The sequence below is a fragment of the Azorhizobium oxalatiphilum genome (assembly GCF_014635325.1).
Lineage (GTDB): Bacteria > Pseudomonadota > Alphaproteobacteria > Rhizobiales > Xanthobacteraceae > Azorhizobium > Azorhizobium oxalatiphilum.
Genome location: NZ_BMCT01000008.1, coordinates 99,789 through 113,833 on the forward strand (window position 1 = coordinate 99,789; position 14,045 = coordinate 113,833).

Annotated in this window: 11 protein-coding genes; 8 read left to right on the forward strand and 3 right to left on the reverse strand. The window is 65.8% G+C overall.

Annotated elements, in window-relative coordinates; translation table 11 throughout:
* Positions 1-265 precede the first annotated feature (265 nt).
* The 3 genes from rpsO (at position 266) to pnp (ending at position 3,089) form a co-directional block, all read left to right on the forward strand.
* Entirely contained in the window at positions 266-535 is a 270-nt protein-coding gene (gene rpsO, locus IEW24_RS22360; protein ID WP_188582846.1) for a 30S ribosomal protein S15, read from the forward strand.
* Between the two features lie 37 nt (positions 536-572).
* On the forward strand, positions 573-755 hold the full coding sequence (locus IEW24_RS22365; RefSeq protein WP_188582848.1) for a hypothetical protein: 183 nt from the start codon (positions 573-575) through the stop codon (positions 753-755).
* A gap of 180 nt (positions 756-935) precedes the next feature.
* Positions 936-3,089 carry a polyribonucleotide nucleotidyltransferase gene (pnp, locus tag IEW24_RS22370; protein WP_188582850.1) on the forward strand — a complete coding sequence of 718 codons (2,154 nt, stop codon included), beginning with the start codon at positions 936-938 and terminating at the stop codon, positions 3,087-3,089.
* Between the two features lie 82 nt (positions 3,090-3,171).
* Here pnp and IEW24_RS22375 read toward each other — a convergent pair whose 3' ends face one another.
* The 3 genes from IEW24_RS22375 to IEW24_RS22385 form a co-directional block, all read right to left on the reverse strand.
* Complete coding sequence (locus tag IEW24_RS22375; protein ID WP_244644610.1) at positions 3,172-5,196, reverse strand: methyl-accepting chemotaxis protein; 2,025 nt, start codon at positions 5,194-5,196, stop codon at positions 3,172-3,174.
* 264 nt (positions 5,197-5,460) lie between these two features.
* Positions 5,461-7,419 (reverse strand): methyl-accepting chemotaxis protein, encoded by a 1,959-nt coding sequence (locus IEW24_RS22380; RefSeq protein WP_188582852.1) that lies wholly within the window; start codon positions 7,417-7,419, stop codon positions 5,461-5,463.
* A gap of 382 nt (positions 7,420-7,801) precedes the next feature.
* On the reverse strand, positions 7,802-9,148 hold the full coding sequence (locus tag IEW24_RS22385; RefSeq protein WP_188582853.1) for an MFS transporter: 1,347 nt from the start codon (positions 9,146-9,148) through the stop codon (positions 7,802-7,804).
* Between the two features lie 310 nt (positions 9,149-9,458).
* Between IEW24_RS22385 and IEW24_RS22390 the strand changes: the two genes are divergently transcribed.
* From IEW24_RS22390 to IEW24_RS22410, 5 genes are all read left to right on the forward strand, one after another.
* A complete protein-coding gene (locus IEW24_RS22390; RefSeq protein WP_188582856.1) occupies positions 9,459-9,653 on the forward strand; it encodes a twin transmembrane helix small protein in 195 nt (64 codons plus the stop codon).
* A 70-nt stretch (positions 9,654-9,723) separates the two neighbouring features.
* A complete protein-coding gene (locus IEW24_RS22395) occupies positions 9,724-10,308 on the forward strand; it encodes a cob(I)yrinic acid a,c-diamide adenosyltransferase (protein ID WP_188582858.1) in 585 nt (194 codons plus the stop codon).
* A gap of 151 nt (positions 10,309-10,459) precedes the next feature.
* Entirely contained in the window at positions 10,460-11,884 is a 1,425-nt protein-coding gene (locus IEW24_RS22400; protein ID WP_188583277.1) for a mannose-1-phosphate guanylyltransferase/mannose-6-phosphate isomerase, read from the forward strand.
* Positions 11,885-12,029: 145 nt separating this feature from the next.
* A complete protein-coding gene (locus IEW24_RS22405) occupies positions 12,030-13,442 on the forward strand; it encodes a cytochrome P450 (protein WP_188582860.1) in 1,413 nt (470 codons plus the stop codon).
* Positions 13,443-13,567: 125 nt separating this feature from the next.
* Positions 13,568-14,044 carry a hypothetical protein gene (locus tag IEW24_RS22410; protein WP_188582861.1) on the forward strand — a complete coding sequence of 159 codons (477 nt, stop codon included), beginning with the start codon at positions 13,568-13,570 and terminating at the stop codon, positions 14,042-14,044.
* Position 14,045 lies beyond the last annotated feature (1 nt).

Here is a 14,045-nt window from a genome sequence, read left to right on the forward strand (position 1 = left end):
TTGCCCGTGTCCGGACGGCGTTTTTGCTGTACGAACAATGGAATAGCTCAAAGACGTGTTGGCGCTGGCGGCGGGCGCGGATTTCTGTATAGTGCGCGCCGTGGGCGAGAGCCCGCAGTGTTTCCGTTCGCCTCGACCGCGCTGGACGACATCCCGGCCCGGCCATCGAACGGCCTGATGACCTTCCGCTTTTCCCGATTCCAGCCCCAGGGCTGCGGGAGCAGGGCCCCGGTCATCGCTTCCATCAGCAGAAAAGGACGTCCCGATGTCGATCACTGCAGAGCGCAAGCAGGCGCTCATCACGGAATATGGTGCGAAGTCTGGCGACACCGGTTCGCCGGAAGTGCAGGTTGCGATCCTCTCCGAGCGCATCTCCAACCTGACCGAGCACTTCAAGTCCCACAACAAGGACAACCACTCTCGCCGCGGGCTGCTGAAGCTCGTGTCGCAGCGTCGTAGCCTCCTCGACTATCTGAAGAAGAAGGACGAGGGCCGTTACAAGACGCTGATCGGCCGCCTCGGCCTGCGTCGCTGAGGTCCGCCGCCGGGCGCTCGCGCCCGGTGGAGTGGTATTGCGTGACAAGGGCATGCCGCGACGATCGGTTCTCCGGTCGTCGTGGCTGCTGCCCGGCGCAAAAGACGCGTTCGGAAAAGATGCGGCGGCTTTGCTGAAAGGCCGCCTGCCGGACGACATTTTAAGGTTTGCGCGGCCCTATCGCCGCGTGCGGAACCCGCCGGATGGCGCTTCCGCCTGAAATACGACGCGGTGGGCATGGGGCTCGCCGCGCACCCGCGAAGTTCAGGATAGCCATGGCAGGATCGCCGGACGCAACCGTCGCAGCCGCCCTCTCCCTTTGAGGGATGGTGGCGCGCGGCGCGTCCGGCCGTCTTGCTCATGGCTCTCTTGGTTTCGTTTGTAGAAGAAAGAGATTTCCATGTTCGATATCCATCGCGAAGAGCTGGATTGGGGTGGCCGCACGCTGGTGATCGAGACCGGCAAGATGGCCCGCCAGGCCGATGGCGCCGTGCTCGTCACCTATGGCGACACCAAGGTCCTCGCCACCGCCGTGTCCGCCCGTGAGCCGAAGCCCGGCATCGACTTCTTCCCGCTGACGGTCAATTACCAGGAAAAGACCTACGCGGCCGGCCGCATCCCCGGCGGCTACTTCAAGCGCGAGGGCCGTCCGTCCGAGAAGGAGACGCTGGTCTCCCGCCTCATCGACCGCCCGATCCGCCCGCTGTTCGCCGACGGCTACCGCAATGAGACCCAGGTGGTCATCACGGTGCTGGCGCATGATCTCGAGAACGATCCGGACATCGTCGGCCTGGTCGGCGCTTCCGCCGCCCTGACGCTCTCCGGCGTGCCCTTCATGGGCCCCATCGGCGGCGCCCGCGTCGGCTTCATCGACGGCGAGTACGTGCTGAACCCCACCACCGACGAGGTGAAGGAAAGCGCGCTCGACCTCGTGGTCGCCGGCACCTCCGACGCCGTGCTCATGGTGGAATCGGAAGCCAAGGAGCTTTCGGAAGAAGTGATGCTGGGCGCCGTGATGTTCGGCCACCGCCACTTCCAGCCGGTGATCGAGGCCATCATCCGCCTCGCCGAGAAGGCCGCCAAGGAGCCGCGCAACTTCCAGCCGGTGGATCATTCCGAGCTGGAAGCCAAGATCCGCGAGATCGCGGAAGCCGATCTGCGCGCCGCCTACAAGATCGTGCAGAAGCAGGCCCGCTATGAGGCGGTCGGCGCTGCCAAGTCCAAGGTGAAGAAGTATTTCGAAGAGCTGGCGGTCGACGGCAACAAGGTGCCGACCCCGCAGGCCATCGGCGAAGTGCTCAAGGGCCTGGAAGCCAAGATCGTGCGCTGGGCCATCCTCGATGACGGCATCCGCATCGACGGCCGCGACGTGCGCACCGTGCGCCAGATCGTGTCCGAGGTCGGCATCCTGCCGCGCGCCCACGGCTCTGCCCTGTTCACCCGCGGCGAGACGCAGGCCCTCGTGGTCGCCACCCTCGGCACCGGCGAGGACGAGCAGTTCATCGACAGCCTGGAAGGCACCTACAAGGAGCACTTCCTGCTGCACTACAACTTCCCCCCCTTCTCGGTGGGTGAAGCCGGCCGCATGGGTTCGCCCGGCCGTCGCGAGATCGGCCACGGCAAGCTCGCCTGGCGCGCCATCCGCCCGATGCTGCCGGCCAAGCACGAGTTCCCCTACACCCTGCGCGTGGTGTCGGAGATCCTCGAGTCCAACGGCTCGTCCTCCATGGCCACCGTCTGCGGCACCTCGCTGTCGCTGATGGATGCCGGCGTGCCCCTGAAGAGCCCCGTCGCGGGCATCGCCATGGGCCTGATCCTGGAAGAGGGCAAGTTCGCCGTTCTGTCCGACATCCTGGGCGACGAGGATCACCTCGGCGACATGGACTTCAAGGTGGCCGGCACGGATTCGGGCATCACCGCCCTCCAGATGGACATCAAGATCTCCGGCATCACCGAAGAGATCATGAAGGTCGCTCTCGGCCAGGCCAAGGACGGTCGCGCCCACATCCTCGGCGAGATGGCCAAGGCTCTCACCTCGGCCCGCGCCGAGCTGGGCGAGCATGCCCCGCGCATCGAGGTCATGAAGATCCCCGTGGACAAGATCCGCGAAGTGATCGGCTCCGGCGGCAAGGTGATCCGCGAGATCGTCGAGAAGACCGGCGCCAAGGTGAACATCGAGGACGACGGCACCATCAAGATCGCCTCCGCCAATGGCGAGTCGATCAAGGCCGCCATCAACTGGATCAAGTCCATCGCCTCGGAGCCCGAGGTTGGCGTGGTCTATGACGGCACGGTCGTGAAGGTGGTGGACTTCGGCGCCTTCGTGAACTTCTTCGGTTCCAAGGACGGCCTCGTCCACATCTCGCAGCTCGCCAACGAGCGCGTCGCGCAGGTGAAGGACGTGGTGAAGGAAGGCGACAAGGTCAAGGTCAAGCTGGTCGGCTTCGACGAGCGCGGCAAGACCCGCCTGTCCATGAAGGGCATCGATCAGGTGACTGGCGAGGACACCACCGCCAAGCCGAAGACCGACGACGAGGCCGGCGCGGCCGAGTGATCGGTTCCTGACGGTTCAGAAAACGAAAGGGCGGCCGGAAGGCCGCCCTTTTTGTTTGTGCGGATGAGAGGACGGCGGCGGCTCAGGCCGCCCGCACGGTGTCGAGGAAGCGCTGCACCTCGCCGCGCAGGGCGACCGCCTGCTTGGACAGGTCGGTGGCGGAGGTGAGCACCTGCGTCGCCGCGCTGGAGGAGGCCTGCGCCGCCCGTTCCACCCCGGCAATGCTGGTGGTGACGACGCCGGTGCCGGTGGCCGCCTGCTGGATGTTGCGCGACACCTCGGCCGTGGTGGCGTTCTGCTCCTCCATGGCGGCGGCGATGGCGGTGGTGCCCTCGCTGATCTCGCCGATGGTGCGGGCGATGCCGGTGATGGCCCCCAGCACGTGGCCCGTCGACCCCTGGATGCCGGTGATGCGCTCGGAGATGTCGGCGGTGGCCTTGGCGGTCTGCCCGGCGAGCTGCTTCACCTCCTGCGCCACCACGGCGAAGCCGCGTCCGGCATCACCGGCACGGGCGGATTCGATGGTGGCATTGAGCGCCAGCAGGTTGGTCTGGTCGGCGATGTTGTCGATGAGGCTGACGATGGTGCCGATATGGTCGGCGGAGCCGCGCAGCTCGGTCATGCGGTCGTTGGTCTGGTCCACCTCGTCCACGGCCCGTCCGGCCACTTCCGAGGAACGGGACAGGCGGTTGCCGATCTCGCGGGCGGAGGCGGAGAGCTGCTCGACGGCCGCCGCAACTGTCTGCACGTTGAGCGTGGCTTCGTTCGCCGCCGCCGCCACCGCGCTGGCCTGCTGGGTGGTTTCCTCGGCGGTGGTGCTCAGCGTCTGGGCGGCGCGCTGCAACTCGCCGGCGGCGGACGCCACGGTCTCGACCACCGCGCCAACCGCAGCCTCGAACCGATCGGCCAGGGCGGCCATCTCGGCCTTGCGGTGCTCGGCGGCCTTGCGTTCGGAGGCGGCGCGCTCCTCGCGGTGACGCTCGGCCTCCGCCAGCCCGTCACGGAACACGATCAGCGCCCGCGCCTGATCGCCCACCTCGTCGCCACGGGTCTCATAGGGGATGTCGGCATGCAGGTCGCCGTCCGAGACATGGCCCATGGCCGCGCTCACGTGGCGAATGGGCCGGGCGATGCCGAACACGGAGTAGAGGGCGGCGCAGACGGCGGCGATGATGGCGACGATGGAGAAGATGAGAATCTGCGTCATGCCCTGCGCGAGGGCGCCGGCGGCATTGGCGTCGGCGGCCTGATAGCGCTGCACGCCCTCGCCGATGAGCGTCTTGAGCAGCGCCTGGGCCTCCGTCACGGTGGGGGTCGCGCGCTCGGTCACGATCTTCTGGCGCTCCTGCACCTGGGCGAGGCTGGCGCGGATGGTGGCGACGTAATCGGTATAGGCCTTCTGCGCGGCGGCGAGGTCCGGCGCCAGCGAGGTGATGCCGCCAAGGCGCTCCTTGGCCTCCTCCAGGATGCGGCGGCCGGTGTCGGCGTTCACGTTCAGGAAGTTGAGCTGCTTGACGTCGCCCTCGATGAGATAGCTCCAGGACGCCAGCGTGATCTGGTTGAGCACGTTATCCAGCGGCGCCACCGCCTCGGCGGTTTCGGTATCGCCGATGGAGGTGAGCTGGTTGGCGAGATTGGTGAAGGTAACACGCGCGGCCACGCGCAGACCCGGCCGGGCATCGGTGGCGGCGAGCTGGGCGGTTTCGGTCATGTAGATATCGGCGGCGATGACGCTGATGTTGTCGAACAGCCGCTTCAGCTGACGGAAGCGCTCCCGGTCTGCTTCCGGAATGTCGAGGGCGATGGCGCCATCGAGGCGTTTGCCGACGGACGCCACGTCCCCGTTGATCTTCCGCAGCAGGTTTTCGTTTTCCAGCGAGGCGTAGGACAGCCGCATCTCGGCGGAGGTCTCGCGGATGTTGGCGAGCAACATGTCGACTTCCTGCAACTGCACGAACATCGCCGTCTGCTTGCGGGACTCGGCCGTCGCCGCCTCGATATGCGACATGGCCACCTGCCGGCTGACGATGACGCCCGCGGACAGCAGAACCAGAAGCCCCGATACGATCCCGAGCTTCAGACCAATACCCAATTTCAGCTTAGCCATAATGATTTAATCCGAAGGGTTCGCAATTGGCGAGCGTGGCAAGGTGGGCTGATTATTGGTCACAGCTTGCTATTTTGAGAATAGGCAATTTGGGGAAGATGGTCTGAAAAGTTCAACCAAATGCAGCGCAATAAGTTTATTGCGCATTGCAGCGTAAGTGGTCCGAATATTAAAAACGTAAGCTATGTATACGGTTGCCGGAAACGCAAACGGCCGGGCGTGAGCCCGGCCGTCGCAGTGTTCGGAAAGGTGAAGCGGAGCGGCTCAGGCGGCGCGCACGCTGACCAGGAAGGTCTGGACCTCGGCGCGCAGCGCCTCGGCCTGCTGGGACAGTTCGGTGGCGGAGGTGAGCACCTGGGTGGCGGCGGTGGAGGAGGCCTGGGCGGCCCGTTCCACGCCGACGATGTTCATGGTCACTTCGCTGGTGCCCGCTGCCGCCTGCTGGATGTTGCGGGCGACTTCCGCCGTGGTGGAGTTCTGCTCCTCCATGGCGGCGGCGATGGCCGTGGTGCTCTCGCTGATCTCGCCGATGGTGCGGGCGATGCCGGTGATGGCCCCCAGCACGTCGCCGGTGGAGTCCTGAATGCCGGAGATGCGCTCGGAGATGTCGGCGGTGGCCTTGGCGGTCTGGCCGGCCAGCCCCTTCACTTCCTGCGCGACGACGGCGAAGCCGCGTCCCGCCTCGCCGGCGCGGGCCGACTCGATGGTGGCGTTCAGTGCCAGCAGGTTGGTCTGGCCGGCGATGTTGTCGATCAGGCTGATGATGGTGCCGATCTGGTCGGCCGAGCTGCGCAGCTCGGTCATCTGGCCGTTGGTCTGGTCCACTTCGTTGACGGCGCGATCGGCCACTTCGGTGGACTGGGACAGGCGGGAGCCGATCTCGCGCGCCGAGGCCGACAGCTGTTCGATGGCGGCGGCGACCGTCTGCACGTTGGAGGTGGCCTGATTGGCGGCGGCGGCCACGGCGGTCGCCTGGGCGGTGGTTTCCTCGGCGGTGGAGGTGAGGGTCGAGGCGGCGTGCTGCAGCTCGGTGGCGGCGGAGGCCACCATGTTCACCACCGCGCCCACGGCGCCCTCGAACTGGTCGGCGAGCGAATGCATGTCGCGCTTGCGCTGCTCGGCGGCCTCCCGCTCCTCGCCGGCACGGGCTTCGCGCAGCTTCTCCGCCTCGGCGAGGCCGTCGCGGAACACGGTGAGGGCGCGGGCCTGGTCGCCCAGCTCGTCCTTGCGGGTCGCGAAGGGGATGTGCGCCGACAGGTCGCCGCCGGACACCTCGTGCATGGACTCGCTGATGCGGCGGATGGGGCGGGCGATGCCGAAGAAGGAGTAGAAGCCCGAGAAGACGGCAGCGAGGATGGAGATCACGGCGAAGATCAGGATCTGCATCATACCGCTGCGCTGGGCGTCGATGGCGGCGGCGTCGGCGGCCTTGGACTGGCCGCTGGCGCTGGTGCTGGCCTGCTGGAGCAGCTTGGCGGCATCCTGCATGGACGGGACCACGGTCTCGTTGATCAGCTTGCGCTTCAGCTGCACCTGCGCGATGCCGTCCTGCACCAGCTTCAGATACTGCTCGAAGAAGTCGCTGACCGACTTGATGGTGGTGGCGGCCATGGGCTCGCTCGCCGCCGCCTGGGCGATGGATTCCAGCGTGCTGCGGCCGGCCTTCGCGTTCATGTCGATGATCGGCAGCTGGCGCGGATCCTCGGTGGCGATGAAGCGCCAGGCCGAGAGGTTGATCTGCTGCAGCTTACGGTCAAGCTGGGAGAGGTCGGAGATGGCGTTCTCGCCCTGACGGGAGTTCAGATCGACGAGGGCGGCGCGGCCGTCATCGAGGGCGCCATCCCAGCGCACAGTGATGCCGGTGCGGCGGTCGAAGGATTCCAGCTCGGCCTTCTGTGCCTTGGCGATGTTGCCGACGGCCTGACCGATCTCGGCGAACCGGCTCCTGATGCCGTCATAGGTGGCGCGGTCGGCGCTCACGCTGGTCAGGCTGCTGGCCTCGTTGAGCAGCGCGGTGCTGTTGGCGATGCCGGCATTCACCTTGCCGAGCATCTCGTCCACTTCGCTGGGCGAGAAGGAGAGGCGGATATCCTTCGCGTCCGAGCCCACCTGCCAGAGAACCGTGCCGACGGCATCGATCTTCTTGAGAATCTCGTCCTGACGGTCGGAAGCGGCATTGGCGGCTTCGATACGGGCAGAGGCGACCTGGCGGCTGAAGATCACACTTCCGGAGAGAAGTATCAATATACCTGATGCAATACCGAGTTTGTACCCGATACCGAGACGAAAATTAGCCATGGTCAGCCCCGTAAGCGTCGAAAGAAGAAAAAATTCCGTGGCAGAAAAGTAATCGAGCCTTGCCCCAAGCTTGCATTGACTGGGTCTGAATGAGTGTTCATCAAATCCAGCGACCCTAGATTGCATTGTTAGTCGTGCAGTGATCTTGGGCTGTCAAAAGCGATTGCAATGACCGTTGTTGCGCACGTAATGGGTGTACTTTGGGCGCGGTATCCCGTTCAGGTCGCAAAAAAAGCCGCCCGGCGAGAGGCCGGACGGCTTTCGAACGGTTGGGGCCGGGTCGGTCCCCGGCCCGGTGTGCGGTGGCTCAGGCGCGGACGCCCGCGGGGGCCTCGGCCGACACCCGGCGGCTGCGGATGGTCAGGACCGTTCCGACCACCACACCCAGGGCGGACATGGCGACCATGTAGTGGGCATAGGCGAGCGGATCGATCCGCAGGGCCGCCCCCACCACCATGGGGGTGAGGCCGCCGAAGATGGCGTAGGAGAGATTGTAGGAGAAGGACACGCCGGTGAAGGCCACGGCCGGCGGGAAGGCCCGCACCATGATGTAGGGCACCGCGCCCACCGTCCCCACCACCAGCCCGGTGATGCCGTAGAGGACGATCAGCAGGTCCGGCCGCGTGCCACCCAGCGTGTAGAGCGTGTAGCAGGCGGCGGCGAGCAGCACGCTGCCCACTGCCAGCACGCGCCCGCCGCCGAAGCGGTCGCACAGGGCGCCGGCGATGATGCAGCCGATGGCCAGGAAGAAGGTGGCCACGCTGTTGGCCTGCAAGGTCAGCGTGGCGGGAATGCCGTGCTGGGTCTGGAAGAAGTTGGGCGTCAGCAGGATCACCACCACGATGGCGGCGGTCAGCAGCCAGGTGACGAGCATGGACAGGATGACGGCCGGGCCATGGCGATGCAGCACCACCTTGAGCGGCAGGCCGGCGGCCAGCTCCTTGCGGGCCTTCATCTCCTTGAACACCGGCGTCTCCTGGAGCCAGCGGCGCAGATAGACCGAGAGGAAGCCGAACACGCCGCCCATCAGGAACGGAATGCGCCACGCATAGGACTGGATGTCCGCCGGGGTGAAGACGGTGTTGATGGCGGTGGCGATCAGCGAGCCCAGCAGGATGCCGATGGTCAGGCCGCAGGTGAGGATGCCGCAGGCGAGGCCCACATGGCGGGGAGGCACGTGCTCGGACACGAACACCCACGCCCCCGGCACCTCACCGCCGATGGCGGCGCCCTGCAACAGGCGCATGGTCAGCAGCAGCAGCGGGGCAGCATAGCCGATGCTCTCATAGCTGGGCAGCACCGAAATGCCGATGGTGGAGAGCGCCATCAGGAAGATGGACAGGGTGAACATCTTCTTGCGGCCGCCCTTGTCGCCGAAATGCGCCATGACGATGCCGCCGAGCGGGCGGACCAGATAGCCGGCGGCGAACACGCCGAGCACCTGCAACTGGCCGAGCCATTGTGGCATGTCCGGCGGGAAGAACAGCTTGCCCAGCACGCTCACGAAATAGACGAAGATGATGAAGTCGTAGAATTCCAGGGCCCCGCCGAGCGCCGAGAGGGTAAGGGTCCGGATGTCGCCGCGCGACAGCGGGCGCTTGGCCGGAGGAATGGGGGAGGGGGCAACGGGCGCGGATGCGGCGGGCACGGTCATGGGGCCAAAACTCTATACTGGGCCTGAGGCCGATGAACTTCGGGGACGTCCGTGCCCGGTTGCGGTGCAAGATTCAAGGGTGAACTGTGGCGCGGATGGCCGCGCCGCGCATGGCGGCTGCGCGGCCTCGCGCGTTATCCGGCCATCGCTTCGCGGGCTTCCGCTACGTCGTGTCGTCCGCACGCACGCACCGGGGCGGTGCGTGTGCAAGCCGTGATCGGAGCGTTATGCTAGCGGCTCATCCGAAGGTGAAGGCCGACAGGATGGGGTCAAGAGGCGCGGGCAACGCGCGACCGGGGAGGCACCGCTCATGTTGCACTGGACCATCTATCTGCTCATCCCGCTCGCTTTGGCGAGCGTGGCCGGCGTGCTGATCCTCGGCCTTGCCAATCTGGCGGCCGGTGGCTCGCCGCAGCGCTCGCAGAAGCTGATGCAGCTGCGCGTGCTGTTCCAGTGCGGTGCCGTCATCCTGGTGGTGATCACCATCTATGCCATGCGGCACTGAGGGCACGGCACTGAAGGGGCGGCCAGGAGGCACGGGACCGCGCGGAAACGGGGCATAGGGTCAGGCTGCAATGGTCAAACTGAACAAGATCTACACCCGCACCGGGGACGATGGCTCCACCGGGCTCGGCACCGGCGAGCGGGTGCCGAAATACGATCTGCGGGTTGCCGCCTACGGCACCGTGGATGAAGGCAACGCCGTCATCGGCATCGCCCGGCTGCATCTTGCGGGCTATCCGCAGGTGGATGCCTGCCTTGCCCGGGTGCAGAACGACCTCTTCGATCTCGGCGCCGATCTGTGCGTGCCGGAGCGTCCCGACGCGCCGCCGCCCGCCTTCGAGGCGTTGCGCATCGTGGCCGCGCAGGTGCGCCGGCTGGAAGAGGATATCGACCGTCTCAATGCGGAGCTGTCGCCGCTCACCTCTTTCATCCTGCCCGGCGGCACGCCGGCGGCGGCCCATCTGCATCTGGCACGCACCGTGATCCGGCGGGCGGAGCGGGAAATGGCGGAACTGGCTCGCACGCCCGGCGAGCACGTCGGCAGCGAAGCGCTGCGCTACGTCAATCGCCTGTCCGATCTGCTGTTCGTCGCCGGGCGCTTCGTGAACGGGCATGGTGCCAACGACGTGCTCTGGGTGCCCGGCGCAAGCCGATAGAGCCGGCGTGCGGGTTTGGTGTTGCAATAGCCTGAAATTTTGTTCAGCTCGCCTTAGTTTTTGCAGGGCACTCTTTTCTAATGCGCTGCACGGTGCGTCGTTCGGCACCGTCATCGGCCGCTGTGGTTCGTGAAATCCGGGGATTTTGATGATGAACGTTGCTCCGAAGGTTGTCCCGGTCATTCTGGCTGGCGGCACCGGCACGCGGCTGTGGCCGCTGTCCCGGCAGAGCCTGCCGAAGCAGTTCATTTCGCTGGTCTCCCACAACACCCTCTATCAGGACACGCTGCTGCGGGTGGCGCAGGGCGCGCTGTTCCTGCCGCCGGTGGTGGTGACGGGCGCGGACTTCCGCTTTTTCGCCAGGCGGCAGGCGGCCGAGATCGGCATCACCCCCACCATTCTGCTCGAACCGGCCCGCCGCGACAGCGGCCCGGCGCTGCTGGCCGCCGCCGCTTACGTGCGCGACCTCCATGGCCCGGACACGCTGATGCTGGCGCTGGCCGCCGACCATGTGGTGACGGATACCCCGGCCTTCCTCGCCTGCGTGGAACAGGCCGCCGCGGCCGCCGCCGCGGGACATGTGGTGACTTTCGGCATCACGCCCAGCGCGCCCAGCACCGCCTATGGCTATATCCGCGCTGGGGCGCCGCTGGATGGTGGTGTGGCCGCCCGTGTGGAGCGCTTCATCGAGAAGCCGGACCTTGAGGCAGCCGCGCGCTATGTGGCTGACGGCTATCTCTGGAACTCCGGCAATTTCCTCTTCCCCGCCGGCCTGATGCTCGCCGAGGGCGCGCGGCTGGAGCCCGAGCTGACCGCCTGCGCGGAAGCTTCGGTGGCGAAGGCCCGGACCGATCTCGGCTTCCTGACGCTTGATGCCGCCGCCTTCGGGGCGGCGCGCGCCATCTCCATCGACTTCGCCATTCTGGAGCATACGGACACGGCAGCGGTGGTGGCCGGTGCCTTCGGCTGGTCCGACATCGGCGCCTGGGACGCGGTGCACGCGGTGAGCGCGCAGGATGAGAACGGCAATGTCATGCAGGGCGCCGTGGCGCTGCACGACAGCCGCAACAGCTATGTCCATTCCGACGGCAAGCTGGTGGCGGGCATCGGCCTCGATGGCCTCTCCGTCATCGCCACCGACGATGCCGTCCTCGTCATGCCCTCGGACCGCGCGCAGGACGTGAAGGGGCTGGTCGGCGCGCTCACCGCCTCGCGGCGCAACGAGGTGAACGAGCATCTGAAGATGCATCGCCCGTGGGGCACCTATCAGACCATCTGTCGCGGGGAGCGGTTCCACGTGAAGAAGATCATGGTGGAGCCGGGCGGCACGCTCTCGCTGCAGAAGCACCATCATCGTGCCGAGCACTGGGTGGTGGTGCGCGGCACGGCGGAGGTGACGCTGGGCGATAAGGTGTTCACCGTCAACGAGAACGAATCCACCTATCTGCCCTGCGGCAGCGTTCACCGGCTCGCCAATCCGGGCCGGATTCCCCTGGAGCTGATCGAGGTGCAGACCGGTTCCTATCTGGGCGAGGACGACATCGTGCGATTAGAGGATGTCTATAGTCGGCAATAAATGCTGACCGGTGCGCGCAGCGGGCTGTTGGCGGCTGCGCGAATGATCTAAAGGGGCGGAGGTGGTCATGACGGGATGGCACTTCGCCTGTCCCATTTCCAGTGTAGAGCCAGCGGTCGGGCAACCGGCGGCCGGGATCGGATAGATGCTTCACCTGCTCCACAAGCCGGCACCCATTATCGAGGAACGTGGGCCTGACTGGTTCGCACCCGCGCGCCCGCGTCCGTATTCCAGGCGCCCGCCGAGCCTCGACCTCATGCTCGCGGCCAAGCGCAGCCTGATCTCCATCTGGCAGGAAAGCGATTACGCTTCCACCCATGGCGACATGCGTCTGTTCGGGCGTCAGGTGGTACTCGCCAACTCACCGGAGACGGTGAAGTACGTGATGGTGACACGGCACGAGAATTTCGAGCGCAAGAGCCCGCAGATGCGGCGCGCGCTGGAACACCTGCTGGGCGACGGCCTGTTCATTTCCGATGGCGAGACCTGGCGGCGGCGGCGGCCGCTGGTGGGCGACATCGTGCACAAGAACCGCGTGCCCACCTTCGGCCTCACCATGGAGCAGGTGACGCTGGCCATGGTCGAGCGCTGGCGGGCGCTGCCGGCGGGTACGTCCTTCAACGCACTTGGCGAAATGGCGGAGCTGACCGCCGAGATCATCTCCCGCGCGGTGTTCGGCAACCAGCTGGGTGCGGCGGCGGCGCAGGACGTGGTGGAGGCCTTCACCCGGTATCAGGGCCTGATCGACAATTTCAACATCGGCTATTTCCTCGGTCTCGACGAGGGCCTGCCGGTGTTCCGGGGGCCGCGCCTGCGCAAGGCCGTGGCCCAGCTCGACCGGGTGATCGACAAGGTGGTGAGCGACCATCTGGAAGGCCGGGGCGACCACGACTCCATGCTGGACCTGCTGGTGAAGCGCCAGCAGAAGAGCCCGGAACTGGGGCTCGACGTCTCGGCCCTGCGCAACGAGGCGGCCACGATCTTCATGGCCGGGCACGAGACGACGGCGGCGGTTCTCACCTGGGCCTGGTATCTCATCTCCAATGCGCCCTGGGTGGAAGAGGCCGTGCTGGCGGAGCTGGATCGCGTCTGCGGCGGCCGGGTGCCGACGGTAGCCGACGTGCCGCAGCTGGACTGGTGCCGCTCGGTGATCGAGGAGACGCTGCGCCTCTATCCGCCCGTTCCGATCCTCGCCCGGCAGGCGAAGGAGGCGGACAGAATCGCGGATTTGGATGTCGATCCGGCAGCTCTCGTGGTGGTTGTGCCGTGGCTCTTGCACCGGGCGGTAGGATTATGGGACAGTCCGGAACGCTTCATGCCGGAACGTTTCCTCGCGAATCGCCCGATCCCATACAGTTATGTACCTTTTGCCATCGGGCCGCGCATTTGTGCTGGTCTGGCATTCGGGCTGACCGAATCGATCTTGTGCTTTGCCATTCTGATCCAGCAATTCCGGGTTCGGGTGGTGCCAGGTGTCAGGGTGGAGCCGATCAGCCGCCTTACGCTACGTCCTGCGGGTGGCTTGCCTGTGACGGCGGAGTGTCGGCGCGTTGCGTAGGTTCCTGATAAAAAAAGATCCGATTAAGTCGTCGATGTCGAATAAAATCTGAACGAGGGTATGTATTTGCCTCGCTCCCGTTTTTCGCGTGAGCTGTATGGCTTTGATGCATGATTGGGTAAAAAATGACGCGAGAAGCAAATCCGACTGTTCTTGATGACGACCGTATTTCTGATGCGGCGCAACGAGTTATTGAACGATTTAGACTAAGGGAGGCTGCGCCGGAAATTCCAGTTCGTGCGCTCCCGACGCTGCAGATCAATGCTCATGACTCGGGGAGCGTTCTGCTGGCGATCGACGACATGCGGCAGGCTATAGATCGCATGGATCGGCTGTTCCAGCATCGCGATGCCACCTATGCTGCAGCCTTGGGACAGATCGAGCGTCAGTTGGCGCGACTTGAGGGGCGCGTCGATGCGCTGGCGGCGGAAAATGCGATGCTCTCCACCGCACCGGGGATCGACGCCGAGTGGGTTCTCGGCCGCCATCAGATTGCAAGTTCGGCTATGAAAAAGGAGTTCGCAAACATTCTCGACTTGATGCGCACCATGTTGGATGAGGCGCGGGCCATTCATGAAATCTCCGTCAAGAACGGGAAGTAAG

Coding starts and splice junctions, on each gene's coding strand:
- rpsO (WP_188582846.1), top strand. CDS start 266: ATGTCGATCACTGCAGAGCGCAAGCAGGCGCTCATCACGGAATATGGT.
- IEW24_RS22385 (WP_188582853.1), bottom strand. CDS start 9,148: ATGACCGTGCCCGCCGCATCCGCGCCCGTTGCCCCCTCCCCCATTCCT.
- IEW24_RS22400 (WP_188583277.1), top strand. CDS start 10,460: ATGAACGTTGCTCCGAAGGTTGTCCCGGTCATTCTGGCTGGCGGCACC.
- IEW24_RS22375 (WP_244644610.1), bottom strand. CDS start 5,196: ATGGCTAAGCTGAAATTGGGTATTGGTCTGAAGCTCGGGATCGTATCG.
- IEW24_RS22395 (WP_188582858.1), top strand. CDS start 9,724: ATGGTCAAACTGAACAAGATCTACACCCGCACCGGGGACGATGGCTCC.
- pnp (WP_188582850.1), top strand. CDS start 936: ATGTTCGATATCCATCGCGAAGAGCTGGATTGGGGTGGCCGCACGCTG.
- IEW24_RS22410 (WP_188582861.1), top strand. CDS start 13,568: ATGACGCGAGAAGCAAATCCGACTGTTCTTGATGACGACCGTATTTCT.
- IEW24_RS22390 (WP_188582856.1), top strand. CDS start 9,459: ATGTTGCACTGGACCATCTATCTGCTCATCCCGCTCGCTTTGGCGAGC.
- IEW24_RS22405 (WP_188582860.1), top strand. CDS start 12,030: ATGCTTCACCTGCTCCACAAGCCGGCACCCATTATCGAGGAACGTGGG.